The organism is Nocardia sp. KT25-26 (assembly GCF_056627695.1).
On the sequence record NZ_CM152813.1, the window covers coordinates 3,358,630 to 3,383,475 of the forward strand.

25 protein-coding genes and 1 pseudogene are annotated in these 24,846 nt (G+C 68.2%); 18 read left to right on the forward strand and 8 right to left on the reverse strand.

Features of this window, described 5'->3' with window-relative positions:
- Window positions 1-160 precede the first annotated feature (160 nt).
- From AC1HFH_RS15305 to AC1HFH_RS15340, 8 genes and pseudogenes are all read left to right on the forward strand, one after another.
- On the forward strand, window positions 161-1,696 hold the full coding sequence (locus tag AC1HFH_RS15305) for an FAD-binding protein (protein ID WP_480243447.1): 1,536 nt from the start codon (window positions 161-163) through the stop codon (window positions 1,694-1,696).
- A 33-nt stretch (window positions 1,697-1,729) separates the two neighbouring features.
- A complete protein-coding gene (locus AC1HFH_RS15310; protein ID WP_480243448.1) occupies window positions 1,730-2,101 on the forward strand; it encodes a nuclear transport factor 2 family protein in 372 nt (123 codons plus the stop codon).
- A 74-nt stretch (window positions 2,102-2,175) separates the two neighbouring features.
- The gene (locus tag AC1HFH_RS15315; protein WP_480243449.1) at window positions 2,176-2,433 is read left to right on the forward strand and encodes a hypothetical protein; all 258 of its coding nucleotides are present in this window, start codon (window positions 2,176-2,178) and stop codon (window positions 2,431-2,433) included.
- Window positions 2,434-2,455: 22 nt separating this feature from the next.
- A complete protein-coding gene (locus AC1HFH_RS15320) occupies window positions 2,456-3,232 on the forward strand; it encodes a glucose 1-dehydrogenase (protein ID WP_480243450.1) in 777 nt (258 codons plus the stop codon).
- Window positions 3,233-3,246: 14 nt separating this feature from the next.
- The gene (locus AC1HFH_RS15325; RefSeq protein WP_480243451.1) at window positions 3,247-4,038 is read left to right on the forward strand and encodes an SDR family NAD(P)-dependent oxidoreductase; all 792 of its coding nucleotides are present in this window, start codon (window positions 3,247-3,249) and stop codon (window positions 4,036-4,038) included.
- Window positions 4,039-4,147: 109 nt separating this feature from the next.
- On the forward strand, window positions 4,148-4,771 hold the full coding sequence (locus AC1HFH_RS15330) for a helix-turn-helix domain-containing protein (protein ID WP_480243452.1): 624 nt from the start codon (window positions 4,148-4,150) through the stop codon (window positions 4,769-4,771).
- Window positions 4,768-5,001, forward strand: a pseudogene (locus AC1HFH_RS15335) (HipA N-terminal domain-containing protein); the annotation flags it as partial. The gene AC1HFH_RS15330 and the pseudogene AC1HFH_RS15335, both read left to right, overlap by 4 nt.
- A 185-nt stretch (window positions 5,002-5,186) precedes the next feature.
- Window positions 5,187-5,408 (forward strand): hypothetical protein, encoded by a 222-nt coding sequence (locus AC1HFH_RS15340; protein ID WP_480248023.1) that lies wholly within the window; start codon window positions 5,187-5,189, stop codon window positions 5,406-5,408.
- A gap of 274 nt (window positions 5,409-5,682) precedes the next feature.
- Here the strand turns inward: AC1HFH_RS15340 and AC1HFH_RS15345 are convergent, their stop codons facing one another.
- Window positions 5,683-7,158 (reverse strand): serine hydrolase domain-containing protein, encoded by a 1,476-nt coding sequence (locus AC1HFH_RS15345; RefSeq protein WP_480243453.1) that lies wholly within the window; start codon window positions 7,156-7,158, stop codon window positions 5,683-5,685.
- Between the two features lie 91 nt (window positions 7,159-7,249).
- Here AC1HFH_RS15345 and AC1HFH_RS15350 point away from each other — a divergent pair, with 91 nt between their 5' ends.
- Window positions 7,250-7,894 (forward strand): TetR/AcrR family transcriptional regulator, encoded by a 645-nt coding sequence (locus AC1HFH_RS15350; protein WP_480243454.1) that lies wholly within the window; start codon window positions 7,250-7,252, stop codon window positions 7,892-7,894.
- Window positions 7,895-8,148: 254 nt separating this feature from the next.
- Complete coding sequence (locus AC1HFH_RS15355) at window positions 8,149-9,639, forward strand: MFS transporter (RefSeq protein ID WP_480243455.1); 1,491 nt, start codon at window positions 8,149-8,151, stop codon at window positions 9,637-9,639.
- A 90-nt stretch (window positions 9,640-9,729) separates the two neighbouring features.
- On the opposite strand, the gene AC1HFH_RS15360 is transcribed toward AC1HFH_RS15355, so the two are convergent.
- Window positions 9,730-10,764, reverse strand: coding sequence for an isopenicillin N synthase family dioxygenase (locus AC1HFH_RS15360; RefSeq protein ID WP_480243456.1), 1,035 nt, complete (start codon window positions 10,762-10,764; stop codon window positions 9,730-9,732).
- A gap of 201 nt (window positions 10,765-10,965) precedes the next feature.
- Here AC1HFH_RS15360 and AC1HFH_RS15365 point away from each other — a divergent pair, with 201 nt between their 5' ends.
- On the forward strand, window positions 10,966-11,832 hold the full coding sequence (locus tag AC1HFH_RS15365) for an alpha/beta fold hydrolase (RefSeq protein WP_480243457.1): 867 nt from the start codon (window positions 10,966-10,968) through the stop codon (window positions 11,830-11,832).
- Between the two features lie 335 nt (window positions 11,833-12,167).
- Here AC1HFH_RS15365 and AC1HFH_RS15370 read toward each other — a convergent pair whose 3' ends face one another.
- Window positions 12,168-12,995 carry a mycofactocin-coupled SDR family oxidoreductase gene (locus AC1HFH_RS15370; RefSeq protein ID WP_480243458.1) on the reverse strand — a complete coding sequence of 276 codons (828 nt, stop codon included), beginning with the start codon at window positions 12,993-12,995 and terminating at the stop codon, window positions 12,168-12,170.
- A 2-nt stretch (window positions 12,996-12,997) separates the two neighbouring features.
- Window positions 12,998-13,795 carry a mycofactocin-coupled SDR family oxidoreductase gene (locus AC1HFH_RS15375; RefSeq protein WP_480243459.1) on the reverse strand — a complete coding sequence of 266 codons (798 nt, stop codon included), beginning with the start codon at window positions 13,793-13,795 and terminating at the stop codon, window positions 12,998-13,000.
- A 189-nt stretch (window positions 13,796-13,984) separates the two neighbouring features.
- Between AC1HFH_RS15375 and AC1HFH_RS15380 the strand changes: the two genes are divergently transcribed.
- Entirely contained in the window at window positions 13,985-15,046 is a 1,062-nt protein-coding gene (locus AC1HFH_RS15380; RefSeq protein ID WP_480243460.1) for a 2Fe-2S iron-sulfur cluster-binding protein, read from the forward strand.
- A 232-nt stretch (window positions 15,047-15,278) separates the two neighbouring features.
- Here AC1HFH_RS15380 and AC1HFH_RS15385 read toward each other — a convergent pair whose 3' ends face one another.
- Window positions 15,279-15,860, reverse strand: a complete 582-nt coding sequence (locus AC1HFH_RS15385; RefSeq protein WP_480243461.1) for a TetR/AcrR family transcriptional regulator — start codon at window positions 15,858-15,860, stop codon at window positions 15,279-15,281.
- Between the two features lie 76 nt (window positions 15,861-15,936).
- Here AC1HFH_RS15385 and AC1HFH_RS15390 point away from each other — a divergent pair, with 76 nt between their 5' ends.
- The 5 genes from AC1HFH_RS15390 (at window position 15,937) to dmpG (ending at window position 20,962) form a co-directional block, all read left to right on the forward strand.
- A complete protein-coding gene (locus AC1HFH_RS15390; RefSeq protein WP_480243462.1) occupies window positions 15,937-16,755 on the forward strand; it encodes an SDR family oxidoreductase in 819 nt (272 codons plus the stop codon).
- Window positions 16,756-16,780: 25 nt separating this feature from the next.
- Window positions 16,781-17,641, forward strand: a complete 861-nt coding sequence (locus AC1HFH_RS15395) for a haloalkane dehalogenase (RefSeq protein WP_480243463.1) — start codon at window positions 16,781-16,783, stop codon at window positions 17,639-17,641.
- 542 nt (window positions 17,642-18,183) lie between these two features.
- Window positions 18,184-18,969 carry a 2-keto-4-pentenoate hydratase gene (locus tag AC1HFH_RS15400; protein WP_480243464.1) on the forward strand — a complete coding sequence of 262 codons (786 nt, stop codon included), beginning with the start codon at window positions 18,184-18,186 and terminating at the stop codon, window positions 18,967-18,969.
- 10 nt (window positions 18,970-18,979) lie between these two features.
- Window positions 18,980-19,888 carry an acetaldehyde dehydrogenase (acetylating) gene (locus AC1HFH_RS15405; RefSeq protein ID WP_480243465.1) on the forward strand — a complete coding sequence of 303 codons (909 nt, stop codon included), beginning with the start codon at window positions 18,980-18,982 and terminating at the stop codon, window positions 19,886-19,888.
- Window positions 19,889-19,942: 54 nt separating this feature from the next.
- Window positions 19,943-20,962 (forward strand): 4-hydroxy-2-oxovalerate aldolase, encoded by a 1,020-nt coding sequence (dmpG, locus tag AC1HFH_RS15410; RefSeq protein ID WP_480243466.1) that lies wholly within the window; start codon window positions 19,943-19,945, stop codon window positions 20,960-20,962.
- 173 nt (window positions 20,963-21,135) lie between these two features.
- Here the strand turns inward: dmpG and AC1HFH_RS15415 are convergent, their stop codons facing one another.
- Window positions 21,136-21,987, reverse strand: coding sequence for an acyl-CoA thioesterase domain-containing protein (locus AC1HFH_RS15415; RefSeq protein ID WP_480243467.1), 852 nt, complete (start codon window positions 21,985-21,987; stop codon window positions 21,136-21,138).
- A gap of 93 nt (window positions 21,988-22,080) precedes the next feature.
- Between AC1HFH_RS15415 and AC1HFH_RS15420 the strand changes: the two genes are divergently transcribed.
- Window positions 22,081-23,019, forward strand: coding sequence for an alpha/beta hydrolase (locus tag AC1HFH_RS15420; RefSeq protein ID WP_480243468.1), 939 nt, complete (start codon window positions 22,081-22,083; stop codon window positions 23,017-23,019).
- Window positions 23,020-23,142: 123 nt separating this feature from the next.
- Here AC1HFH_RS15420 and AC1HFH_RS15425 read toward each other — a convergent pair whose 3' ends face one another.
- The gene (locus AC1HFH_RS15425; protein WP_480243469.1) at window positions 23,143-23,901 is read right to left on the reverse strand and encodes a crotonase/enoyl-CoA hydratase family protein; all 759 of its coding nucleotides are present in this window, start codon (window positions 23,899-23,901) and stop codon (window positions 23,143-23,145) included.
- Between the two features lie 44 nt (window positions 23,902-23,945).
- Entirely contained in the window at window positions 23,946-24,752 is an 807-nt protein-coding gene (locus tag AC1HFH_RS15430) for a mycofactocin-coupled SDR family oxidoreductase (protein WP_480243470.1), read from the reverse strand.
- Between the last annotated feature and the right edge of the window lie 94 nt (window positions 24,753-24,846).

A 24,846-nucleotide genomic window follows, 5' to 3' on the forward strand; every position in this document is an offset into this window, starting at 1 on the left:
CCGGGTCGATGCGGGCAGGGGCCCATCCCGCTGACCGGCACGTTCCCGCCGGTACCGGGCGCCCGAACCCGGCTCCCGGTCACCGGGACAGCTCCCGGCGCGGGCCGACCGGCGGGCTTAGCGTCGAGCCCACCACGACCCGGCGGTGATAAGGAGCACAGTGGTGGACTGGAACGACGAGGTGGATGTATTGGTGGCCGGCTCCGGCGGCGGCCTGGCCGGTGCGTACACCGCGGCCCGAGAGGGCCTGTCCGTCGCGGTCGTCGAGGCGACCGACAAGTTCGGCGGCACGACCGCCTATTCCGGTGGCGGCGGGGTGTGGTTCCCGTGCAACCCGGTACTGGAACGGGCGGGCACCGACGACACCATCGACGATGCGCTCACCTACTACCACGCCGTCGTCGGCGATCGCACGCCGCGCGAACTCCAGGACACCTACGTGCGCCGGGGACGGGACCTGATCGAGTACCTCGAAGCCGACGACAATTTCGAGTTCGTCATGTACCCGTGGCCGGACTATTTCGGCGCCGCGCCGAAGGCCCGCCTGGACGGGCAGCGGCACACCGTCCCGATGCCGCTGCCCGCCGAGGCGCTCGGCGAGCTGCGTGAGCAACTGCGCGGCCCGCTCGACACCGACCGGCTCGGCGCCCCGCTGCCGGACACCCTGATCGGCGGCCAGGCCCTGATCGGCCGGTTCCTGCGAGCCCTGTCCGGGTATCCGCACGTCCAGCTGCTGCGGAATGCAGCACTGGTCGAGCTGGTCGTCGAGGACGGCGCGGTCACCGGAGCGGTGATCGAACGCCCGGACGGCCGCATCGCGATCCGGGCCCGCCGCGGCGTGATCCTGGCGGCGGGCGGCTTCGAGCGCAACGACGGGATGCGGCAGCGGTACGGGGTGCCGGGCGAGGCGCGCGACACCATGGGACCGTCGGGCAACCTGGGACGCGCCCACGAGGCAGGCATCGCCGCGGGTGCCGACACCGACCTGATGGATCAGGCCTGGTGGTCGCCGGGCCTGATCCATCCGGACGGGCGCGCCGCGTTCGCGCTGTGGTTCACCGGCGGCATCTTCGTCGACCAGGACGGACAGCGTTTCGTCAACGAATCCGGCCCCTACGACCGGCTCGGCCGGGCCGCGATCGACCGGCTCCGCGACGGGTCGATGACCCTGCCGTTCTGGATGATCTACGACGACAGTCAAGGCGAGGTGCCGCCGGTCCAGGCCACCAACGTGTCGCTGGTCGAGACGGAGAAGTACGTCGCCGCCGGACTGTGGCACACCGCCGACACCCTGCCCGAGCTGGCCGAGAAGATCGGGGTGCCGGCCGACCGGCTGGTCGCCACCGTCGAACGGTTCAACGCGATGGCCGCCGCAGGCGCCGATACCGATTTCGGGCGCGGCGACGAAGCCTACGACCGATCCTTCACCGAAGGTGCCTCGCCGCTGGTGCCGATCGAACGCGGCCCGTTCCATGCGGCCGCATTCGGCGTCTCCGATCTGGGCACCAAGGGCGGGCTGCGCACCGACGCCGCCGCGCGGGTGCTGAACAGCGGCGGCGAGCCGATCCCGGGACTGTACGCCGCCGGCAACACCATGGCCGCCGTCAGCGGCACCGTCTACCCGGGTGGCGGCAATCCGATCGGCGCCTCGATGCTGTTCAGCCATCTCGCCGTCCGCGACATCCTCGGCAACTAGCCGCACCACGACACACCCCGCACAGGAGAAACCATGCCCACCGCAGACGCCATCCGGGCGACCGTCCAGCGCTACATCGACACGGTTGCCGACGGCACGTCCACCGAGATCGCCGCGTTGTACACCGAGGACGCCAGTGTGGAGGATCCGGTCGGCACCGAGCCACATGTAGGCCGCGCCGCGATCGAGAAGTTCTATTCGGCACTCGACGGTGTACGAACCCGCACCGAACTGCTCACCGTCCGGGTGGCGGGCAACAGTGCCGCCTTCCTGTTCCGGGTGGTCACCGAGGCGGGCGAACAGAATTTCACCATCGAACCCATCGACGTGATGACATTCGACGAGGATGCTCGAATCACGAGCATGCGCGCATTCTGGTCGCCCGCCGACATGCTCGCCGAATAGGCCGCACACATCGACGTCGATCGGCTGCGCCGACGCCCGCCACGCCGCGGCGTCGGGTGACGACAGGAGTAGGAATGCGGGATATACAGTGCAATACGTGCGGTAACCGAGTCCTGGTGGAGAAGTTCAGCCCGAGCCACACCAGCGTGCAGTGGCTCGACGACGCCGAATCCGCGTGTCCCGAATTCGCCCGCCGGGCGGCGCTCGGTGAACACAGCAATTGGATTCCGACCTGCCCCGCACTGCGCGACTCCATCGAGCGCGCCGTCGCCGAGGGCATCTTGAACACCGACGAGCTCCGGCACGAACCCGTTCCGGGCCGCATCGGTTGAGCCACGAATCAGGAGAAACGATATGCCAGACAATTCGGCCGCGCTGGCCGGGAAGGTCGTCCTCGTCACCGGTGGTGCTCGCGGGCTCGGTGCCGCGTTCGCCCGGCTGATCGTCGAACGCGGCGGCCGGGTGGTCGTCGCCGATGTACTCGACGACGACGGCAAGACCACGGTGGACGAGCTGGGCTCGGCGGCCCGCTATGTGCACCTCGACGTGACCTCCCCGCAGGAGTGGGCGGCAGCCGTCGAGTACACCACCCGGGAATTCGGGTCGCTGACCGGATTGGTCAACAATGCCGGAATCTCGACCGGACAGTTCATCGAGAAGGAACCGGTCGACCATTTCCGCACCGTGCTCGAAGTGAATTTGGTCGGCGTGTTCGCCGGTATGCAGGCGGTGATCGCTCCGATGCGGGCGGCCGGTGGCGGCTCGATTGTCAATATTTCCTCGGCCGCGGGTTTGATGGGGCTGCCCCTCACGGCGGGCTACGGCGCCTCGAAATGGGGTGTGCGCGGCCTGTCCAAGATCGCCGCCGTCGAATTGGGCACCGAACGTATCCGGGTCAATTCGGTGCATCCCGGCATGACCTACACCCCGATGACCGCCTCCATCGGCATCGAAAAGGGTGAGGGCAACTATCCGAACACCCCGATGGGCCGGGTCGGCGAGGCGGACGAGATCGCCGGTGCGGTCGGCTACCTGCTCTCCGACGACGCGAGCTATGTCACGGGCGCCGAAATCGCCGTGGACGGCGGGTGGACCGCCGGCCCCACCGTCAAATACGCCATGGGCCAGTAAGGAGCGACACGCAAATGAACCGTTTGGATGGACACCGCACCCTCGTCACCGGCGCGGCGTCGGGTATCGGTCAGGCCACCGCACTGCGGCTGCTCGACGAAGGCGCGCACGTCGTGGCGGCGGATGTCTCGGCGGACGGCCTGGAGAAGACCCGCAGCCAGGCGCAGGAGCGCGGTGCGGCCGACCGCTTCACCACCCTGGTACTGAACATCGGCGAGGAACAGTCCGTCGTCGACGGCGTGAAGTCTGCCGTCGACACGCTCGGCGGCCTGGATTCGGTGGTGAACGCCGCCGGTATCCTGCGTGCTTCGCATACCGAGCAGACCAGCCTGGAGCTGTGGAATCAGATCGTCTCGATCAACCTCACCGGCACCTTCCTGGTCGTCCGCGAGGCCCTGCCCGCGTTGCTCGCCAACCCGCGCTCCACCGTGGTGAACTTCAGCTCCACCTCCGCGGCCTTCGCCCACCCGTACATGGCGGCGTATTCGGCCAGCAAGGGCGGCATCCAGTCGTTCACCCACACCCTCGCCCTCGAGTTCGGTGGCAAGGGCCTGCGTGCCGTCAGCGTCGCCCCCGGCAGCATCAAATCCGGCATCACCGACGCCACCCCCGGTTACGTCCCGGCCGACGCCGACTGGGCCCTGTTCGCGAAGCTCTCGCCCGTGCTGCCCACCGACCTCGAGTCCGGTGGTGCCGGTATGGGCTCCCCCGCCGACGTCGCCGGCGTCATCGCGATGCTGGTCTCCGAGGACGGTGCGTTCATCACCGGCACCGAGATCCGCATCGACGGCGGTACGCACGCCTGAGTCCGGCGACCTCGCCGCTCGCGGTGCCGCTGCCGGATCGAAGGTATCCGCAGCGGCACCGCGGCGGCGTTCCGGAGCTCCGCAGCAACCGTGCCGGTATAGTTGTGTCATGAACGTCGGGGAGTATGCAGCGGCGGCCGGTGTATCTCCGCGACGGGTGCGTGCCATGGCCCGTCAAGGAGTCATCCGGGCGCACCGATCCGGCGCCCGCTGGGTGATCGACGAGCATCCCGGCCACCGACGGACGCGGCGGCCGTTGTCGGCCACCTCCCGGCGAGCGCTCGTTCGGGCCCTGCACACCAAGAGCCTCGACGGGTTGACCGGTCAGGTACGAGCCCGCACCGCCGAACGAATCCGGCTGCTGCGTACCGCCGACGAGCCGGCGGACCTGCTGGCCGACTGGTGGGGTGGGGTCGCACCCACGCACCTCAACGGCGGGTCGAACCTCGTGATGCACGCCATCGAGGGCGACCGGCGCCGGGTGCGCGAAGTTCTGCACCGCCCACGCTACGAATACTTGCGCGACCCCACGGCACTCGCCCGGGTGGTCCGCGACGAACGGACGATACAAGGCTTCAGCCGAAGCGAACTCGCCGAACGGGCCGGCGTCGACCGCCAGGTGGTCGACGCCATCGAACGCGGCACGCCACTCCCCGACATCGTCGGGCTCCGCAAGGTTCTGCGGGAGATCGCCGTCGAACCCGCCGCCCTGCCCGCATTGGACTTGCGATGACGCGGGTACTCCATGCTTGGCTCGCGGGTCGGTACGCGGGCCGGTTCACTCGCGACAGCTGTGGCCTCGTCGAATTCCAGTACGACGCCGAGGCACCCGCCGTGCCGATCTCCCTGTCGCTACCGCGGCACGGCGGGGCGACCCGACGTGCGGCCGCGAACTTCCTCGAGAACCTGCTTCCCGACCTCGCGCCGGTCCGGAAACAGATGGCTGCCGCCTACCGTGCGGCCTCGACGGACACCTTCGACCTCCTGGAATGCGCCGGCGGTGATGTCGCCGGCGGTCTCGTGCTGTCCTCTCGGGACGACTGGTCTCGGCACCGGCCCCTCGTCCTCGACCCGGCCGGTAGCAGTGATGTGGCGGCGCGGATGTCGTCCCGGTCGGCCTGTTCCCACAGTTCGATCAGCAGCTGGCCATGCCGATCGGCGGTGCGAAACGCGCCGCCGAGGTGGGGCCGAGCCACTGGCGAAAGTTCGCCCGCACCTCCGGACTCGACGAAACACGTGTCGAACGAGCTGTCACCGATCTCGCCGAAGCGCTCAGTGGCGCCGCGGACACGGTCGCAACCGATGCCGACCCCGGTCTCATGCGGCCACTACGGGAGCTGGTGCGCCGAAACCTCGGCAAGTTCGAATAAGCCGCAGCCGCGGTACGGGGCAGGCGACATCGGCCCGCCGGATGACCCGGACAACTGGACGCCTGGGCGATCCACCATCCCTCGGCCGCTCGTTCGTCGGACCGAGACCTCGTCGCCGCCCGGATCTCCGAGGTTTCACCGGCCTGGCAACGCCTGGTCGAGGCACTGGTTCATCGCGCCGGGCGGCGCCGGTCCGCTGCGGCGCCGGTCGACCTACCGTGATGTGCGGTTACGCCTTCACATCAATCAGCGCTTGGGCCGACATCGTTGAAACCTACCGAGACAGGAGGCGCCGCAGCCCGTAGGCGAGCCGCACCACCGCAAGCGAAAGCCCAGTCACGACCACGGAAGCCTGCAACCAGCCGAGATCGGGAGCATAGAGCCGGACGAGCCGAGGGTCGGCCCCCAGCATGTCCGACGCAGTGAACCAGGCGCCGTAGGCCGGTCCGAGACCGAGAAGCATCCAGGCGGCTGTCGTCAGCACGATGCGGCGCCGCCCTACCGTCGGCACGGCGGGGCGGATGAGGCGGAAGCCGGCCCAGCCGGTGGCGGCAGCCGAAGTGGCGACGACGGCGGTCAGTGAGGCCAGCAGGGTCGGGTACATGGGATCGGCCGGCGGGTCATCCGGGCGGCCGCCGGCCAGAATCCGGGCGGCGCCGAGGCCGGTGCCGACGAGCTCGGCATCCTGGAAATAGCCGTAGATGTTCTGCATCACGACGATGGCGCGGTCCGCGTCGGGCAGCAACACGACCGTCGTCTGGAAACCGGGGGCCGCGCCGCCGTGCCAGATGGTTCGGGTGCCGAGGTCGGCATTGCGGTCGTCATCGCGCCATCCGAGGCCGTATCGGTGGGTGTCGCCGATGCGGGCCGTGCCGGTGTGCATGGCCTGCACAGAATCGGGTCGGAGCAACCCGGTACCGCGGTAGCTGCCGTTGTTCAGATGGGCGATGGCGAAGTGGGCGAGGTCTTCGACGGTGCCACCGAGATAGCCGTAGCTCGGGCCGGTCTGGTCGAAACGCGTCGGCATGGCGACCGGTCGGCCGTAGAAGTAGCCGTGCCCGTCAGGGATCCGGGCGGCCTGGGCCGGGGTGGTGATGGCGCCGGCCATCTGCAGCGGGCCGAGTACCGAGGCGCGCAGATAAGTAGCGAAGAACTGATCGGTGACCGCCTCCACGATCGCGCCGAGCAGTAGGTAGTTGGCGCTGGAGTAGACATGCTTCGCTCCCGGCTCGGTGCGCGGGACGATATCGGCCAGCTGAGCGACCGCGGTGCGGTACGGGTCCCGGCGGTACCCGAAGCGGTCGGTGGCGTCCGTGACCTCCGGGAGCCCGCTGGTCTGCAGGAGCAGATGCCGAACTTTGAGCTGGGCGACAGCCGACCGATCCCCGAGGGTGAAGTCGGGCAGGTACGTCCGTACCGGCTCGTCGAGGTCGATCCTGCCGTCCTCGACCAGGGTCATCACCGCGGTCGCGGTCACCGGCTTGGCCACCGATCCCCACAGGAATGGCGTACGGGCGGTGATGGGCTCGCCGGCGCCGTCGTGGCCCATGATCCCGATGTGTTCGACCTGCCCACGGTCGACGATCGCGTACGCCAGGCCGGGGGTCTTGCACTCGGCCATCCGCTGACGCAGGTAGGCATCCACCTCCGGGACCGCTCCCGTGGCCTGAGCCGCGGGAGCGGGCGCCACCAGGGCACACAGGGCGACGACGACCGCGAGCAATACGGCGCCGCATCGGCGAGATCTCATCTCGTCTCCAAGTCCGGCGCCGCAGCGCCCACGCACCATAACCATATTCACATACGGTTAAGATTTAACCATATGCTGATACGGTTAAGCCATGGCTCGTACCGCAGACCACGACGCTCGCCGCCGCGAGATCGCCGCGGCGGTGCACCAACTCATCACGGAAGGCGGACTGGACGCTGCGACGGTGGCCCGGGTGGCGCGAACGGCAGGCTTCTCGGTCGGGCTGGTGCAGCACTACTTCCCGAGCAAGGACGCCCTGCTGCTGCACACGTGCCGTCAGGTCATGGCCGAAGTCAACACCCGGGTGGCCGACCGGATCGCCGAAGGCATCACCGGCAGACAGCCCATTTCGGTAGTTGCCCTCGCCGCGCTGAAGGAACTGCTCCCCCTCGACCCCGCCCGCCGGGGCGAATACCGGGTCACTCGCGCCTTCCGCGGCCGCGCCTTGGACAATCCCGCACTGGCCGAGGTTGCCCGTACAACCGCCGCGGACCTGCGCGCACAACTCGCACAGGCGGTCACCAACGGCAAGGAATGCGGTGAGGTCGAACCCGACACCGACACCGAACTGGCCGCCACCCGCATCGCCGCACTGACCGAAGGCCTCGCCGACCAGCTCTACGAGGACCCGACACGCAAGGTCGGCCGCCACAATCTCGATACCTCAGCCGAACTGATTCTGCGTGCCGCGCTGGACGAGGTCTTCACCGGGGAATGCCGGCAGTACCGGCGCTGAATACTGTTCCGACCGCGGCAGCCACGGAAAGCAGCTGAATCGGATTGCCGCGATGTGCGGTTACGTCAATCATCTGCTAGCAAAGCAAATGCCTCGTAGATGCGCATTTGCAGAACAGGAACACGTTCTATCCAGGGATGAATCTCCCGATGAACGGAACAGCAGGCACCGCGGTATGCCCAGGCGGCGTGTGATGTCGGTTACGCATTCCCTTCACCACTATGAATGCGCCGACCCACCCGAAAGGACCTCCGATGGTCGCTTCAACCCCATCGAATGACACCGCACAGCGGTGGACTCCGCGGCTGATCTTCTCCCTCGCCTCGATCGTGCTGCTCCTGGAGATGCTCGCGGTCAGCTACCTGATGATCTCGATGGCATTGCCGTCCATCTCCGCGCACTACCAGACCGCCCAGGGCGCCTGGTTGATGACCGCGTTCCTGCTGGTCGGTGCCGTGACCGCGCCGCTGATCGGCAAACTCGCGGACATGTACGGCAAACGGAAGGCACTGATCGGCTGCGTGAGTATCTCCGCGGTGGGTTCGTTGATCTCGGCGGTGGCGGGCAGCTACGCCGTGATGATCGTCGGGCGTTCGCTGAGTGGCCTGCTGGTGCCCTGCCTGTTCCTCAGCTACTCGTTGATTCGGGATGTGTTCCCCGCGAAGACCGTTGCGCTGGCGGTCAGCATCGCGACCAGCGGCATGGGGCTCATCGCGGTCCCGGCACCGTTCCTGACCGGCTGGCTGATCGACAATCACGGTTTCCGCAGCATCTTCTGGTTCTTCGTGATCGGGCTCGCCGTCCTCGCCGTGCTGATCCTGGTCACCACCGACGAGACCACCGTGCGGTTGCGGTCCCGGCTGGACCTCGTCGGTGCGGTATTGCTGGGCGCCGGCATCGCCGGCGTGCTCGTCGCGGTGAGCTTCGGCCCGGAATGGGGTTGGCGCGACGGGGCCACCATCGCCTACCTCGCCGGTGGCGTGGTACTGCTGCTGGCCTGGCTCGCTTCGGCCCGGGTGGTGCGTGAGCCGCTGATCAAGCTCGATGTGCTGGGGAAGCGCCCGGTGCTGCTCACCACGATCGGCGCCGGCCTGACCTACGGCTGCAGCGGCCTGTATGTGATCCTGCTGCCGATGCTGGCGATGACTCCGGCGATGCTCGGGCTGGGTTACGGATTCGGGGTCGACGCCGAAGGATTCGCGATCTTCCAGGCCCCGATCGGGCTCATGGTGGTCATCGGCGGCGTGCTGGTGGGGATCCTGGTCGGCCGTCAGGTCCGGCCGCGGCCGCTGCTCAGCGTCGGGATGCTGTTCATGGCCGCCGGGTTCACCCTCACGGCTTTCGTCCACGACAACAAGGCGGCACTGATCGTGTTCGCCGGGGTACTCGGCATCGGCCAGGGTATGGCGTATGCGTCGATCCCCAACCTGCTCATCGAGGCCGTCCCACCGCAGCTGCAGGCGAGCACCGCGAGCATCGTCGGGGTGTCGCAGAGCGTGTTCCCCGCTGTGCTGCCGGTGATCGCGTTCACCGTACTCAACAACTCCTATGTGGCGCCGATCCCGCCCGAGATGACCCAGGGTGCGGTGTTCTACCTGGAGAACGGCTTCACCGTCGCATTCCTGATCGGCGCCGGGGCCGCGGTGCTGGGCGCGGTGGTTGCGATGGCGCTGCCCCGCCGCATCGTCCGGGTTGCTGCTGCCGAGTCGGCACCTGCCGAGGGCGCGGTGGCGTTCGCGCACTGACTGTACCGTCGCATCCGCCGGACCGGCCGTGCCCTGCGCGGCCGGTCCGGCGGATGCGTGCCCGGCAAACGGCACAAGCCGGTGACGCCACTACAACGCCGCCCGGACCCGCTGCGCTTCCCGGTCTGCGGTGCCGCGCGGAGCGACTCCCGACTTCATTCCGGCCAGCTTCGCGTTGATGTTGTCGGCGATCGTGATGGGCGGATAGCCGGGGCGATCCGTACGGGAGCAACCGGGCAGGGTTTCGATGACGGCGTCGTGATTGCCGTCGAAGAAGAACGCCGCCGACCGTCGTCGCAGGATGCGGCCGTCGACCACCGGCGGGTCGACGCGGTGCACGGTGGAACGCCAGCGATCGTTGGTCCAGCGCGCCATCGCGTCCCCGAGGTTGACCAGCAGCGCACCGTCGGCGGGCCGGACATCGTGCCAGGCACCGTACTGATCGAGAACCTGCAGTCCCGGCACCTGGTCGGCCCACAGCACCGTGAGGATGCCGAAGTCGGTGTGGGCCCCCATTCCGGTCGACTTCCCGATCGGGTCGGCGTCGCCTTCCGGAAGGGCGTAGTTGTTCATCTTCAGCGCGTCGATCGAGTGGTCGATCAGGGTGTCGAAGTAGCCCGCGGGCAGGCCCAGGGCATCACTGCAGGCATCGAGCAGCGTGCGCGATACCGAGCGGGCGGCTGCGAACCAGGATTCCACGGCCACCCGGAACTCGGGCATCGCATCGGGCCAGGTGTTTTCGGGGTAACTCTGCTCGGGCAGGTCATGCCCGGGGAACCAGGACCGCTCGGAGCCGATGGTGAACGCCTCGTAGTAATCGTTCATCCGGTTGGCAGCCGGCACTCCGAGGCTCATACTCAACGATTCGCTCTTCGGCGGACTGTAGCCTCGGTTCTCCCCGGGCCTGGCATAGGTCTTCTTCACCTCGATCGGCAACGCGAAGAACGCGTCGAGGGCGTCGGTCAAACCGGCGACGACGGCAGGGTCGATGCCGTGCCCGACGACCTGGACGAACCCCACACTGCTGCAGGCCACGTCGAGCGCCCGGGCGACCTCTGCGCGTTCGGCAGCCGATCCTCCTGGTGTGCGGTAGCTGGATATGTCGACAACGGGTACCGCGAACATGATGGCCTCCTTCCGGTTGCGTCCGGACGCAACCTGCGTGCGCGCTTCCAGACCTGTCCGCCACGGGGCCCCACCGCGAATCGCCGCTCAGCGGTGGCGAATGCTTCGTACCCCGGCGTCCGCTCACCGGAACACCGGCCAAGCCGGCCGGTGCGAACCTGGCAACGTGACCCGCGACACGACAGCCGATGGAGGTGGCAGATGACAGCGGACCCGAGCTACGAGGGAACTCTGCGCGAACTTCGGACCGACGCCGGTGTGCTCCGGTATCACGAAGCCGGCGACGGACCGCCGTTGCTGTTGCTGCACGGTTCCGGGCCGGGGGTGACCGGCTGGCGCAACTATCGCGGCAACCTGGCGGTGTTCGCCGAACAGTTCCGTTGCCTGGTCCTGGAATTCCCCGGTTTCGGGGTCAGCGACGATTTCGGTGGCCATCCGATGGTCACCGCCCTGGAGGCGGTCGCCCGGTTCGTCGACGGCATGGGTCTGGACCGGGTCGACATCATCGGCAATTCGATGGGCGGAGGTGTGGCCCTCAACTACGCGATCGCCCATCCCGACCGGGTCGGCAAGATCGTGACCATCGGCGGCATCGGCAAGAACCTCTTCAGCCCCGGCCCCGGCGAAGGCATCAAGCTGCTGCAGGAGTTCACCGAGAATCCCACCCGGGAACGGCTGGTCGAATGGCTGCACTCGATGGTGTACGACCCGGCACTCGTCACCGAGGAACTCGTCGAGGAACGCTGGGCCCAGGCGACCGACCCGGACACGCTGGACAGCGCTCGCCGCATGTACAGCAAGGCCGCATTCGCTGCCATGGTGCAGGCCATGGAGGCCGCCGATACCCCGCCGCCGTGGGCGATGCTGCACAAGGTGCAGTCCCCCACCCTGGTCACCTGGGGCCGGGACGACCGCGTGAGCCCCCTGGACATGGCGCTGATCCCGATGCGCACCATTCCGCAGGCAGAACTGCACGTGTTCCCGAACTGCGGGCACTGGGCGATGATCGAGCAGAAGACGGCATTCGAGTCCGCGGTGCTGGCCTTCCTCACCCGCAAGGACGCCTGACCCGGTCCGCTACATCGGCGGGAGCCGGAACACTCCGGTCCTGACCGGGCCGCTCGCCAACCGGCCGGTCGGGGCCGGGAGCTGTTCGCCGGGTTCGAGGTTAACCGCGCTTTCGAAGTGGTGGCCTCCGGGCGCCGGCTCGCCGATCCTGATCCTCGGTGCGGTCACCGCTCTCCGGATTCCGGGCGGTGGTCGGTGCCGCCGGCGCCGGTACCGTCGCGATTCCGGTCCGGCGCCGCGCATCGTCTCCTCGAACGGCGGCTGTTCCTCCTCGAACCGCAGCTGTTCGGCGCGCACTCGGTCCCCACCGACCGGAGCCGCTGCGCGGGCTCCGCCTACCGCTGCGTGCTGCCCGCATCCACCGGCAGGGTCACCGCGGTGATGTAGCGCGCCTCGTCCGAGGCGAGGAACAGGGTGGCGTTGGCGATATCGACCGGTTCCACCCAGGGAATCGGCAGCATGTTCATCGAGCTCGCCGCCTCGGCGAATTCTTCCCGGGTGGGGTGTTCGCGATCCGGCCGGAACACTGTGCGCACCATGTCGTTCTGGATCATCGGTGTGTCCACGTTGGTGGGGTGCACCGAGTTGACCCGCACGTGGTGCGGTGCGAGTTCCTTGGCGAGCGACCGCATCAGCCCGACGACGCCGTGTTTGGCGGCGGTGTAGTGCGCGACGCCGACCAGCCCGCGCAGTCCCGCGATCGAACTGGTGAGGATCATCGCGCCGCTTCCCCGGTCGATCAGATGCGGGGTGGCCGCCTTGCAGGTCTGCCAGACGCCGGTGAGGTTCACATCCAGCATCGTCTGCCACTGCTGTTCGGTCAGTTCCAGGGCCGGTGCACTGGAGGTGATACCGGCAGTGGCGCACACGATGTCGAGGCCGCCGAGTTCGGCCACCCCGGCCCGGGTGGCCTCCTGCAGGGCCGCGCCGTCGCGCACGTCGACCGTCCCGGTCACGATCCGGACCCCGGTCTCGCCGACCAGCCGGGCGGTCTCGGCGAGATCGTCGGCGGTGGCCGGTGGAATGATCACGGTGTCCACCGCAGCGCAGACGTCCAGCGCGATGATGTCGGCGCCTTCCTCGGCGAGCCGCAGCGCCTGGGCCCGGCCGATTCCGCGTGCTGCGCCGGTGACCAGCGCTACCTTGTTCGCTACCCGTCCCATGTTCACACTTTCTGAGTCAGTCCGGCATCGACGACGATCTGGGTTCCGGTGATGTACCGGGACTCGTCGGATGCGAGGAACAGCACGGCATTGCTGACATCCACGGGATCGACCCACGGCACCGGCAGCAGATTGCGGGACGCCAGCGCCTCGGCGGCGTCCTGCTGTGTCGGATTCGCCAGATCGGGCCGCAGTTTCGCGTAGACGGTGGCGTTGAGGATCATCGGCGTGGCGACCGAGCCCGGATGCACGGTGTTCACCCGGACCCCCTGTGGTCCCAGCTCGTTGGCCAGGGTGCGGGCCAACCCCACGACGGCGTGCTTGCTGGTCGAATAGTGGGCGACCGAGGCGCCGCCCTTGATTCCGTTGGTGGAGCTGATGAGCACGATCGATCCGCCGGACCGCAGATGCGGTGCACCGGCGCGCACCGTATGCCAGGCTCCGGTGAGATTGATGTCGAGGGTGCGCTGCCAGGCCTCGTCCGACAGTTCCCAGGACGGCGCCATATCGGCGTAGATGCCGGCGTTGGCGACGATCACGTCCAGACCGCCCAGCCGGTCCACGCCCAGGGCCACCGCGCGATCCAGTTCCTCCTGGTCCCGGATATCGGCGGTGCCGGTGATGCAGCGGCTGCCCACGGCTTCGACCTCGGTCGCGGTGGCTGCCAACTCGTCGGCCGCCCCGGCGAGGTCCAGTGCGATGATGTCGGCGCCCTGTTCGGCGAGCCGGCGGCAGTGCGCGCGGCCCATCCCCCGCGCCGCGCCGGTCACCACGGCGACTCTGTCCTGCATGCGCTTCATCGGGCACCCCCGGAGAATCCTGTGACCATGCCGCGACGGTAGGGGCCCGGCCCCCGCCGCTACCGCTGTTGTCCCGGTGAGCGGGTGGTCGGCGCGGACGCTCCCGGCAGCCGGGAACGGGTGCTGCCGGTTGCCCGGTGAACCGGTGAGTATTCGGCGGATCGGAAACGCGACCGCAGGAGGAAGACAGTGACGACGGCGACTGTGGGTGTGCCGGGCAGCTCGCGCGTGGTGACGCTGCGGGTGGCGGCCGTGATCGAGGAGACCGCCGAGGCGCGCTCCCTGGTGTTCGATGTCCCCGACGACGCACGGGAACGTTTCCGCTACCGTCCCGGACAGTTCCTCACCGTGCGCATTCCCAGCGACCGGACCGGTTCGGTGGCACGCTGCTATTCCCTGGCCGGTTCGCCGTTCACCGGCGACCGGCCGAAGGTGACCGTCAAGCGCACCCCCGGTGGGTACGGCTCGAATTGGTTGTGCGACAACATCGCCGTCGGCGACACCCTGGATGTGCTGCCGCCGGCCGGCACCTTCACCCCGCCCTCGCTCGACGACGACTTCCTGCTGTGGGCGGGCGGCAGCGGTATCACCCCGGTCATGTCGATCCTGGATTCGGTACTGGCCGAAGGGACCGGCCGGGTGGTGCTGATCTACGCCAACCGGGACCAGGAGTCGGTCATCTTCGCGGCCGCCCTGCGCGAACTGGCCGCGCGATACCCGGACCGGCTCACCGTGCTGCATTGGCTGGAATCCGTGCAGGGCCTGCCCGGTCGCGATCAGCTCGCCCGGCTCGCCGCCCCCTTCGAGGACTACCGATCGTTCATCTGCGGGCCCGGACCTTTCATGGCGGCCGTCACCGAGGCGTTGTCGGCGGTGGGGTGGCCGCGCGATCGAGTGCACACCGAGGTGTTCACCTCACTGTCGGGCGACCCGTTCGCCGACCCCGAACCCGCGGACGCCGTGGAACCCGATGACGGTCCGGTCGCCCGTGTCGAGGTCGAACTGGACGGCACCACCCACGACCTCGCCTGGTCCCGGAACCGCACCCTGGTCGATGTGCTGCTCACCGCCGGTCTCGACGTGCCGTACTCCTGCCGGGAAGGCGAATGCGGTTCCTGCGCATGCACGGTGCAGGACGGTGCGGTCGACATGGATTCGACCGGGATGCTCGACGAGGACGATATCGCCGACGGGTACGCACTGGCCTGTCAGGCGCGGCCGCGGACCGACACGGTGCGCATCCGATTCTGATTGCTGCGCGGGCTGTCGCGGACCCGTTCGCCGGACCTGCGGCGTCCGGCCCGGGTCGTCGGAGGCCTGCCGCCGCTCCGTGTGCCGAGTGCCCGGCGGTAGTCGGTTCATCTCGGCGTCGGTGAGCTTACGCCACCGATGGCCGGTGGGGAGGAAAACGTTGACCAGCAGGTTCACCCACCGGACGAAGAGCCGGACATCTCGGCCGTCCCCCGGCGGAGCGGGCGCTCGGTCAGCTGTCTCGAATCAGTGTCTCGACCCACTGTTGTAGACGCCGCCCCTCGACCGCCATCAGCTCCGGATCCCGGAAGGTGTTGGTGAGCAGTGAGACCCCCTGATAGGCGGATACGAGCGCAATCGCCAACTCCCGGGCATCCTTCCGGCCCGCCTCGACGAACTGCCGCTCGACCCAGTCGACCAGGCCGCCCATCACCACGGCGACCGACGCATCCGGCCCGTCGCCACGTTTGTCCAGCTCGGCAGCGAGTGTTCCGGTCGGGCAGCCGAAACGCGCGGCGACGTCGCGCTGGTCGACCCAGCCCGCAATGAGCGACTTCAGCCGATCGGCCGGGTCCGGGATCGCTTCGAGGGTCTCGAGCGTGCGGGCCAGTTGCCGTGCATGTGTATCGATCGCCGCTTCGACCAGGTCGTTCTTGGTCTTGTAGTAGTAGTACACGTTTCCGACGGGAACGTCGGCCACGCGGGCGATATCGGCCAACGTGGTCTTCTCGACCCCTTGTTCGTGCAGGACCTCGGCCGCCGCGACGGCGAGCCGTTCCCGTTTGGTCGGGGCCTGCGGTTCTGGGTCAGTCACCTGACTAACTGTAGACGAGGGCGCCTCGATGCACTACTGTCCTGAGTTAGTTAGCCAACTAACTCAGGGAGAGTTCATGATTGTCGTGACCGGAGCCGGCGGTAACGTCGGCCGCGAACTGGTCCGCATCCTCGGCGACGCCGGCGAATCGGTGACCGCGGTATCCCGCGGTGCGATTCCCGATCTGCCCGGCGGGGTGCGCCATATCCGAGCCGATCTCGCCGAACCGGCCGGCCTGCGCCCCGCATTCGACGGTGCGGACGCGCTGCTGCTGCTGGTGGCCGGCAACGACCCGGCCGGGGTTCTCCGAGAGGCACGGGCTGCCGGTATCCGGCGGGTTGTACTGATCTCCTCGCTCGGGGTAGCCACCCGCCCGGATTCCTATCGGCACCCGGCTGCCTTCGAAGCGGCCTTGCGTGACTCGGGCCTCGAATGGACCGTCCTGCGGTGCGGAGGCCTCGCTTCGAACGCCTTCGCCTGGGCCGAATCGATCCGTACCGAGCGGACCGCGGCCGCTCCGTACGGCGACGTCGCCCTGCCGATGGTCGACCCGGCAGATGTCGCGGAGGTGGCCGCCGTGCTGCTGACTCGTGCCGGCCATACCGGCCGGGTGTTGCAGCTGACCGGGCCTGCTGCCATCACCCCGCGCGAGCGGGCGGCGGCGATCGGATCCGCCATCGGCGCACCGGTCCGGTTCGTCGAGCAGTCGCCCGGGCAGGCCCGCGACCGGATGCTGGAGTTCATGCCGGAGCCGGTCGTGACCGGCACTCTCGCCATTCTCGGCGACCCGCTACCCGCCGAACGGCAGGTGAGCCCGGACGTCGAACGCGTCCTGGGCCGGCCCGCTCGTCCTTTCACCGCCTGGGCGACACGCCACGCCGCCGCCTTCCGCTGATCCGCCCTTCCCATCAGGAGTTCCCATGCCCAGCACCGCAGTACTCGACTCGACGATCACCCACCGCGAACAGGGATCAGGCGCTCCGATCGTCTTCCTGCACGGCAACCCCACCTCGTCACACCTGTGGCGCAAGGTGTTACCGGAGGTAGGGCCGGGCCGACTGCTCGCGCCGGACCTGATCGGCATGGGCGATTCCGGGAAACCGGACATCGACTACACCTTCGACGACCACGCGCGCTATCTGGCGGCCTGGTTCGATGCGCTCGAGCTGACGAATGTCGTTCTGGTCGGCCACGACTGGGGCGGCGCCCTGGCCTTCGATTTCGCTGCCCGCCATCCCGGCCGGGTGCGGGGGCTCGCGTTCACCGAGACCATCGTCAAACCGATGGCGTGGGCCGAGTTCCCGCCGGCCGGCCGTGACCTGTTCCAGGCCGTCAAGACTGCGGGGACGGGCGAGACCATGATCCTCGACGACAACCTGATGCTGGAGCAGGGCCTGCCGGGGACCGTGGCGACGCCGATACTCGCCGACGATCTCGCCGTGTATCTGGCGCCCTACCCCACCCCGGACAGCCGGCGGCCGCTGCTGCAATGGCCACGCGCGATGCCGTTGGGTGGTGAGCCCGCCGATGTGGTGGCCCGGGTCGAGGCCTACGATCGGTGGCTCGCCACCAGTGTCGATGTGCCGAAACTGCTCATCGATTTCGCGCCCGGCCCGGGTTCGATGATGAGCGCCGAGCTCGTCGTTTGGTGCACCGAGCACATGGCGGCCCTCGAGGTCGTCCACCACGAGGTTGCGGCAGGCCATCACACACCGGAGGACCGGCCCACCGAGATCGCCGCTGCACTCGCGGCGTGGCTGGACCGCCACGGGCTGCGGTGATCACCGGTCCGCTGGTGCCGCCGAGTGGAAACTCCGGCCGGCGAGGTCGACCTCGTGGCACCAGACACTGTCGGCAGCAGCTGCGGCGCCCGACCGCGGGAGCTCCGGCCCGCCCACTCGACGCCGGTGAGCCGCCGCTCGATTTCGCGGACCCCGGCCACCGCGCGTTGCTGCGCCTGCCGCCGCCCGCTGGCAACGACCGCCCGATGTTGGGTCCGTTCGGAGGTTCCGGAGCGGGGCCTGACCTCTGCGGCGCAAAGCCACGAGACGATCGTTGCGCCGATCCTGCCCAGGCGAGCCGGCATCGCGGCTCGCTCACCGCCGAGGGCTCCGGCCCGCTGCGCGACCGGTGACGATCCGTCCACTGGACGGGATGTCACGGAGGTTTGCGTAGCACCATCGGCCGGTGAATGCAGGTGATTCGGGTTTCCCGGTCCATCCAGCGGGACGGCGCCCCGTCGCCGGGCTCCCGGCACACGATGCTGGGCGTCGTTGCGCGGTGAGCAGCTCCGGCCGCGCCGACCCGGAGAAAGGAACTGAGCGTGCTGTCCGATCCGCAACGTCTCGAGCTCGCCGAAGAACTCGATCGCGCCGAACGCGACCGTGTCGCGATCGACCCGCTCACGGCCCGGTGCCCGGAAATCGATGTCGTCGATGCCTACGAGATCCAGCTGCACAATATTCGCCGCCGGGTGGCGGCAGGTGCGAGGGTCGTCGGTCACAAGGTGGGGCTGTCGTCGAAGGCGATGCAGGAGATGATGGGTGTCGACGAGCCCGATTACGGGCATTTGCTGGCGGATATGGAGGTCCGGGAGGACGTTCCGGTCGATACGTCGCGGTATCTGTTGCCTCGGGTGGAGGTGGAGGTGGGTTTCGTGTTGGGTGCGGATCTGCCGGGTGCCGGATGTACCGAGGCCGATGTGCTGGCGGCGACGGTGGCGTATGCGCCGGCGATCGAGTTGATCGATTCGCGGATCGAGGATTGGCGGATCGGGTTGTGCGACACGATTGCCGATAATGCGTCGTCGGCGGGGTTCGTGTTGGGGGCCGGGCGGGTGGCGCCGGGGGATGTGGATGTCACGGGTATCGATGCGGTGTTGACTCGTAATGGTGCGGTGATCGCGGAGGGGCGTAGTGATGCGGTGTTGGGGGATCCGTTGATTGCGGTGGCGTGGTTGGCGCGCAAGGTGGCGGGTTTCGGGGTTCGGTTGAAGGCCGGTGACATCGTGTTGCCGGGTTCGTGTACTCGGGCGATCGATGCGCGTCCGGGTGATGACTTCTGTGCCGAGTTCACCGGGCTCGGCTCCGTCCGTTTGCAATTCGATTAGGAGGCCTGTCGTGTCGACTGGGACCGTTACCGCCGCGATCGTCGGATCCGGCAATATCAGCACCGACCTGCTGTACAAGCTGCTGCGGTCGGAAACGATCGAACCACGCTGGATGATCGGGATCGATCCCGAGAGCGAAGGATTGAAGCGGGCCCGCGGACTCGGCCTGGAGACCTCGCACGAAGGCGTCGACTGGCTGCTGAACCAGTCGGAGAAGCCGGATCTGGTGTTCGAGGCGACTTCGGCCTATGTGCACCGGGACGCTGCGCCCAAGTACGAGGAAGCCGGGATCCGGGCCGTCGATCTCACCCCGGCCGCCGTCGGCCCGGCGGTGGTGCCGCCGGTGAATCTGAACGCGAATGTGGACGCGATGAACGTCAACATGATCACCTGTGGTGGGCAGGCCACCATTCCGATGGTGGCGGCGGTGTCGCGGGTGGTGCCGGTGTCGTATGCCGAGATCGTGGCGTCGGTGGCGTCGGTGTCGGCGGGGCCGGGGACGCGGGCGAATATCGATGAGTTCACGAAGACGACGAGTCGGGGTGTGGAGACGATCGGTGGGGCGGATCGGGGTAAGGCGATCATCATTCTGAATCCGGCGGAGCCGCCGATGATTATGCGGGACACGATTTTCTGTGCGATTCCCGAGGATGCGGATCGGGACGCGATCGTCGATTCGGTGCATCGGATGGTGGCCGATATTCAGCAGTATGTGCCGGGGTATCGGTTGTTGAACGAGCCGCAGTTCGATGATCCGTCGGTGGTGTCCGGTGGTCTGGCGAAGGTGTCGATCTTCGTCGAGGTCGAAGGTGCGGGTGACTTCCTGCCGCCGTATGCGGGCAACCTCGACATCATGACCGCCGCTGCAACCCGGGTCGGGGAGACCCTGGCCGGTCAGATCCTCGCCGCCCGCGTATAGGGCTCCGGTCCGAGGACGCCCCTCATACCTCTTGCCGATCAGGAGTTTTCGATCATGAGTTATTCAGCCGATCTCGATATTCGTGTCACCGATACCTGTCTGCGGGACGGGTCGCATCATAAGCGTCATCAGTTCACCGGGGCCGAGGTGCGTGACATCGTGTCTGCGCTCGATGGGGCCGGGGTGCCGGTCATCGAGGTCACCCATGGTGATGGTTTGGGTGGGTCGTCGTTCAATTACGGGTTTTCCAGGACTCCGGAGCAGGAGTTGGTCACCATTGCCGCGGAGACGGCGAAGAACGCGAAGATCGCGGTGTTGATGTTGCCCGGTGTCGGGGTGAAGGAAGACATCGTGGTGTCCCGGGACAATGGTGCGTCGATCTGCCGGATCGCGACGCATTGCACCGAGGCCGATGTGTCGATTCAGCATTTCGGTCTGGCTCGGGAGCTGGGGTTGGAGACGGTCGGGTTCTTGATGATGTCGCATACTCAGCCGCCGGAGGTGCTGGCGAAGCAGGCCCGGATCATGGCGGATGCGGGGTGTCAGTGTGTGTATATCGTGGATTCGGCGGGTGCGTTGGTGCTCGAGCAGGTGTCGGATCGGGTGGCGGCGGTGGTCGCCGAGCTCGGTGAGGACGCGCAGGTCGGGTTCCACGGTCACGAGAATTTGGATCTGGCGGTGGCGAATTCGGTGTATGCGATCCGGGCGGGTGCGACCCAGATCGATGGTTCGGCTCGTCGTTTCGGTGCCGGTGCGGGGAACACTCCGGTCGAGGCGCTGGTCGGGGTGTGTGACAAGCTCGGGGTCAGGACCGGTATCGATTTCTTCGCGATCGCTGATGCCGCCGAGGACGTGGTCCGCCCCGCGATGCCGCAGGAGTGCCTGCTGGACCGCCAGTCGATGATGATGGGTTATGCGGGCGTGTATTCGAGTTTCCTCAAACACGCCGAACGCCAGGCGGCTCGCTACAACGTTTCCGCCGCGGAGATGCTGGTCGAGGCAGGCCGCCGCAACCTGGTCGGCGGTCAAGAAGACCAACTCATCGACATCGCCCTCCACCTCCAGAAGCGGTAGGGCGAGAAAAGGGCCTGCTCCGGTGGGGCCGGCGACATCGAACGCTGTCAACGGGCGGTCGCCGGCCGGGTCCGGATCTGTACGCACAGTGCGATTTGCGGCCGGGATTCACCACGACGCCCCGGCAGGCGACGCAGCGGCGCCGACCCGGTAGTGGAAGCCTCGGCGGCGGGTCAGAGGGCGGTCGGCGGGCGATTCGCGGCCAGGTCCACCTGGCGGCGGGCGTTGGAGACGCCGGTCGCCACACATGTGCCGAGGGGGCCGGTGCGGTCATAGAGGGTGGCGGTGGCGACGGCGATTCCGGCGGTGGCGATGTGGCTGTCCGCTTGCAGGCCCAGTTCCGGGCCGATCGGCAGGCGGGACAGGGTGAGGGTCATATCGCTGTTGATGTAGCCGATTCCGGCGTCACCCCAGTTGCAGACCAGGTTGGTGGCATCGCCGGTGAATGCGGCGCGCTGGAACGGGGTGAGCGGCTCGTCGGCCACCAGTGCGGGCACGTTCTGCCAGATCGCTTTGCGTTCGGAGTTCTGGGCGGCCGCGAAGTCACCGGACCATTCGGCGTCGCCGCATTTGAACCAGGGCGGCGAGCCCGCGGGGTCGTCGAGGCGCTGTTCCGGTACCGGCAGCGGCGCCATTTCCTGCCACACCGTGCCGGGCGGCTGCTCCCCGACGGCCAGATACAGCACCGAGGCCCGGACCCGGATCCGGCCCTCCTGCACGATCCAGGCGTCCGCGACGTGCACCCGATTTCCGGCCCGCACCACCTCACTCTTCAACGAGATCGGCTCGGTCAGTACCGGCTGGAACAGCTCCACCGACAGTCGCGCCGGCACGAATCCGTCGTTCGGCCGGTGACCTTCCAGTTCACGGGCCAGCAATCCGCAGACTGCGGTGCCGGCCAACTGCGTCGGCGACCACCGGCTGACCGCGATCTCGGTGGCCGTGAAACAGTCGCCCTGCCTGGTGAAGAACGAAACCACGGCGCCCGCACCCTTCTCTTCGTCGACCAAGGGAACGTTACCCACGCTAACAGGACGGTGGGCAAGGCCCGTGACCGGCCAGTGGACACACCGAACATGGTCGCCCGATCGAGCCCCGCCAGTGGGTACAACTGACAGGTGACCGTCCCGAAGCTGCTGACCGCACTCGTCTGCGCCCTCGGCGTGCTCCCGCTGTCCGCCGGTTCGGCGGCGGCCGCGCCCCCGGGTACCGAGATCGTCGCGGCGACACCGATCGGCGACCGGGCCGAGCGCGTCGACGTCTACTCCCCCGCCATGGACCGCGTCATCTCGCACCGCGTTCTCCGGGCAGCCGGTGGATCCGCTCCCACCCTCTACCTGCTGACCGGTGCCGGGGGCGGGGAAGACGGGATCTCCTGGTGGGACAGCACCGGAATCCGCCGGTTCTTCGCCGACAAGAACGTCAACGTCGTGATGCCGATCGGCGGTGCGTTCAGCCTGTACACCGATTGGATCGCCGACGACCCGATCCAGGGCCGCCAGCGGTGGGCGACCCACCTCACCGAGGAGCTGCCACCGGTGCTCGACGCGAGGTTCGGCGGCACCGGGAGCAATGCGATCGCCGGTGTCTCGATGAGCGCTGGGGCGGCCATCGATCTGGCCATCCGAGCACCCCACCGGTACAGCGCGGTCGCGGCCTACAGCGGCTGTCCGTGGTCGTCCGACCCGGCCGGGATCGCACTGGTCAGTGCCCAGGTGCTGCGTGGCGGCGGCAACCCCGGCAATATGTGGGGCGCCCCCGGCGGCGAGGTGTGGCGGTCCCACGACCCGTATCTGCACACCGGCCGGCTCGCCGGTAAGACGATCTTCCTCTCCGCCGCCACCGGCATTCCCGGACCCATCGACCGCGGTGGCCTGCCGATGCCGCCGGTCGAGGCGATCGCGGGGGTGTGCACCTCCGCCTTCGCCCACCATCTCACCGCCGCAGGTCTCGCCCCGATCCACATCGCCCGCCCCACCGGCGCACACACCTGGGGCCAATTCGAAACCGACCTGCGGGAGTCCTGGCCACATCTCGCGGCAGCAATCGGCGCCTGAACCCGCGCGGCGGGGCCGACTTGCCGAGGCCGTGTGCGGCAGCCGAGCAGACTTCCCGACCTGCGCTGCCGGGCGCGACGGCACCCGACCGGCCGACAGACGAGGTCGAGCAGCGGAGTCAGGTCAGTGGCCGGAACGTTCACCACCCAGCGCGGCGCGCACCAGCAGGGGCAGTTGGGTGGCGCGCTCCACGGCGAAGGCGCGCCGCGCGGAAGACTGCCAGGTGCGGTCGAACAGTCGTTTCACGCCGGCGACGGCGTGCGGCGAACGAGCCGCAATGCGGGCGGCGAGGTCTTCGGCAGCGGCGACCGGGTCGTCGCTGATCTCGGTGACCAGGCCGAACCGTTCCGCCTGGGCGGCAGCCACGGTCTCGGCCGTCATGGCCAGCAGCATGGCCCGGTCCGCACCGATCAACCGCGACAGGGTGGCGGTGCCGGTCATATCCGGCACCAGTCCGTGGCGTGCCTCCATCACCGAGAACTCGGCATCCGGGGTGGCGAAGCGGATATCGGCGGCGAGCGCGAGTTGCAGTCCGGCGCCGAAACAGTTCCCGTGTACCGCGGCGATCACCGGCACCTCGAGACGGCGCCACGCCCAGCACGCCTCCTGGAAAGTGTTGGTGCCGCGCCACGGGATCGGGAGGAAGTTCCGGACGACGGTCAGCGGATTCCCGGTGGCCGCGGCGATATCGAGCCCGCTGCTGAAACTGGGGCCGTTCCCGGACAGGATCACCGCCCGGACATCCCGGTGCCGGGCGACCCGATGCGCTGCGTCGATCAACTCGCGCAGCATCCCGATGGTGAGGCCGTTGTGCTTGTCCGGCCGGTTCAGCGTCACATACGCGCGATCATCGTCGAACCGCACCGTCACCTGCGAAGTCATCCACCGATATTACTTCACAGTAAGTTCTGCCGGCGCGCGCCGCCTCAGCGGATCAGATTGCCCATATCGACCGGGATCCGGGCACCTGTGAGGTGCCGGGCCTCGTCCGAGCACAGCCAGGCCACGGCGGCGGCGATGTCCTCGGCCTGAGTGATCACCTCGGGCAGGGTGTTCATGTAGATCGGGGCCACGGTCGTCGCCCCCTCGGCGAGCAGCGACCCGATGGCGCTCATGTCCATTCCGGTCGCCACTCCCGCGGGATGTACGGTATTGACCCGGATCCGATACTCACCCAGTTCGTTCGCCATGGTCGCGGCGAGGCCGGTGACACCGTGTTTGCTCGCGACGTAGTGCCCGACGAACGGCATGCCCTTCAGGCCGGCGATCGAGCTGGTGAACACCATGGCGCCACCCTCGCCCTGCTCGATCAGGTACGGGATCGCGGCCTTCGCGGTGTGGAACGTGCCGGTGAGGTTCACATCCAGGGTTTCACGCCACTGTTCCGCGGTGATCTCCCAGGACCGGGCCGGTGAACAGATGCCGGCATTGGCGACCACCACATCGAGGCGGCCGAGCCGGTCGATACCGGCGGTCAAGGCGGCATGCACTGCGTCGAAGTCCCGGGTGTCGGCGGTGCCGGCGACGATCTGCTGCCCGGTCTTCTCCACCAGCCGGACGGTTTCGGCGAGGTCGTCCTCGGTGGCGCCGGGATACGGAGTACTTGCGAAGTCGGTACAGACGTCCACGCCGATGATGTCCGCGCCCTCCTGGGCGAACCGCACGGCCTCGGCGCGGCCCTGACCACGCGCCACCCCGGTGATGAACGCGACCTTGCCGTCGAATCTGCGCATCGATCCCCTGCCCTGCTTCCCGACTGAAAGTGATACGTGTTCCAGTTGGAAGGCTGCCATGGTTCGACCGCTTCGGTGATCGCATTGCCGGAAT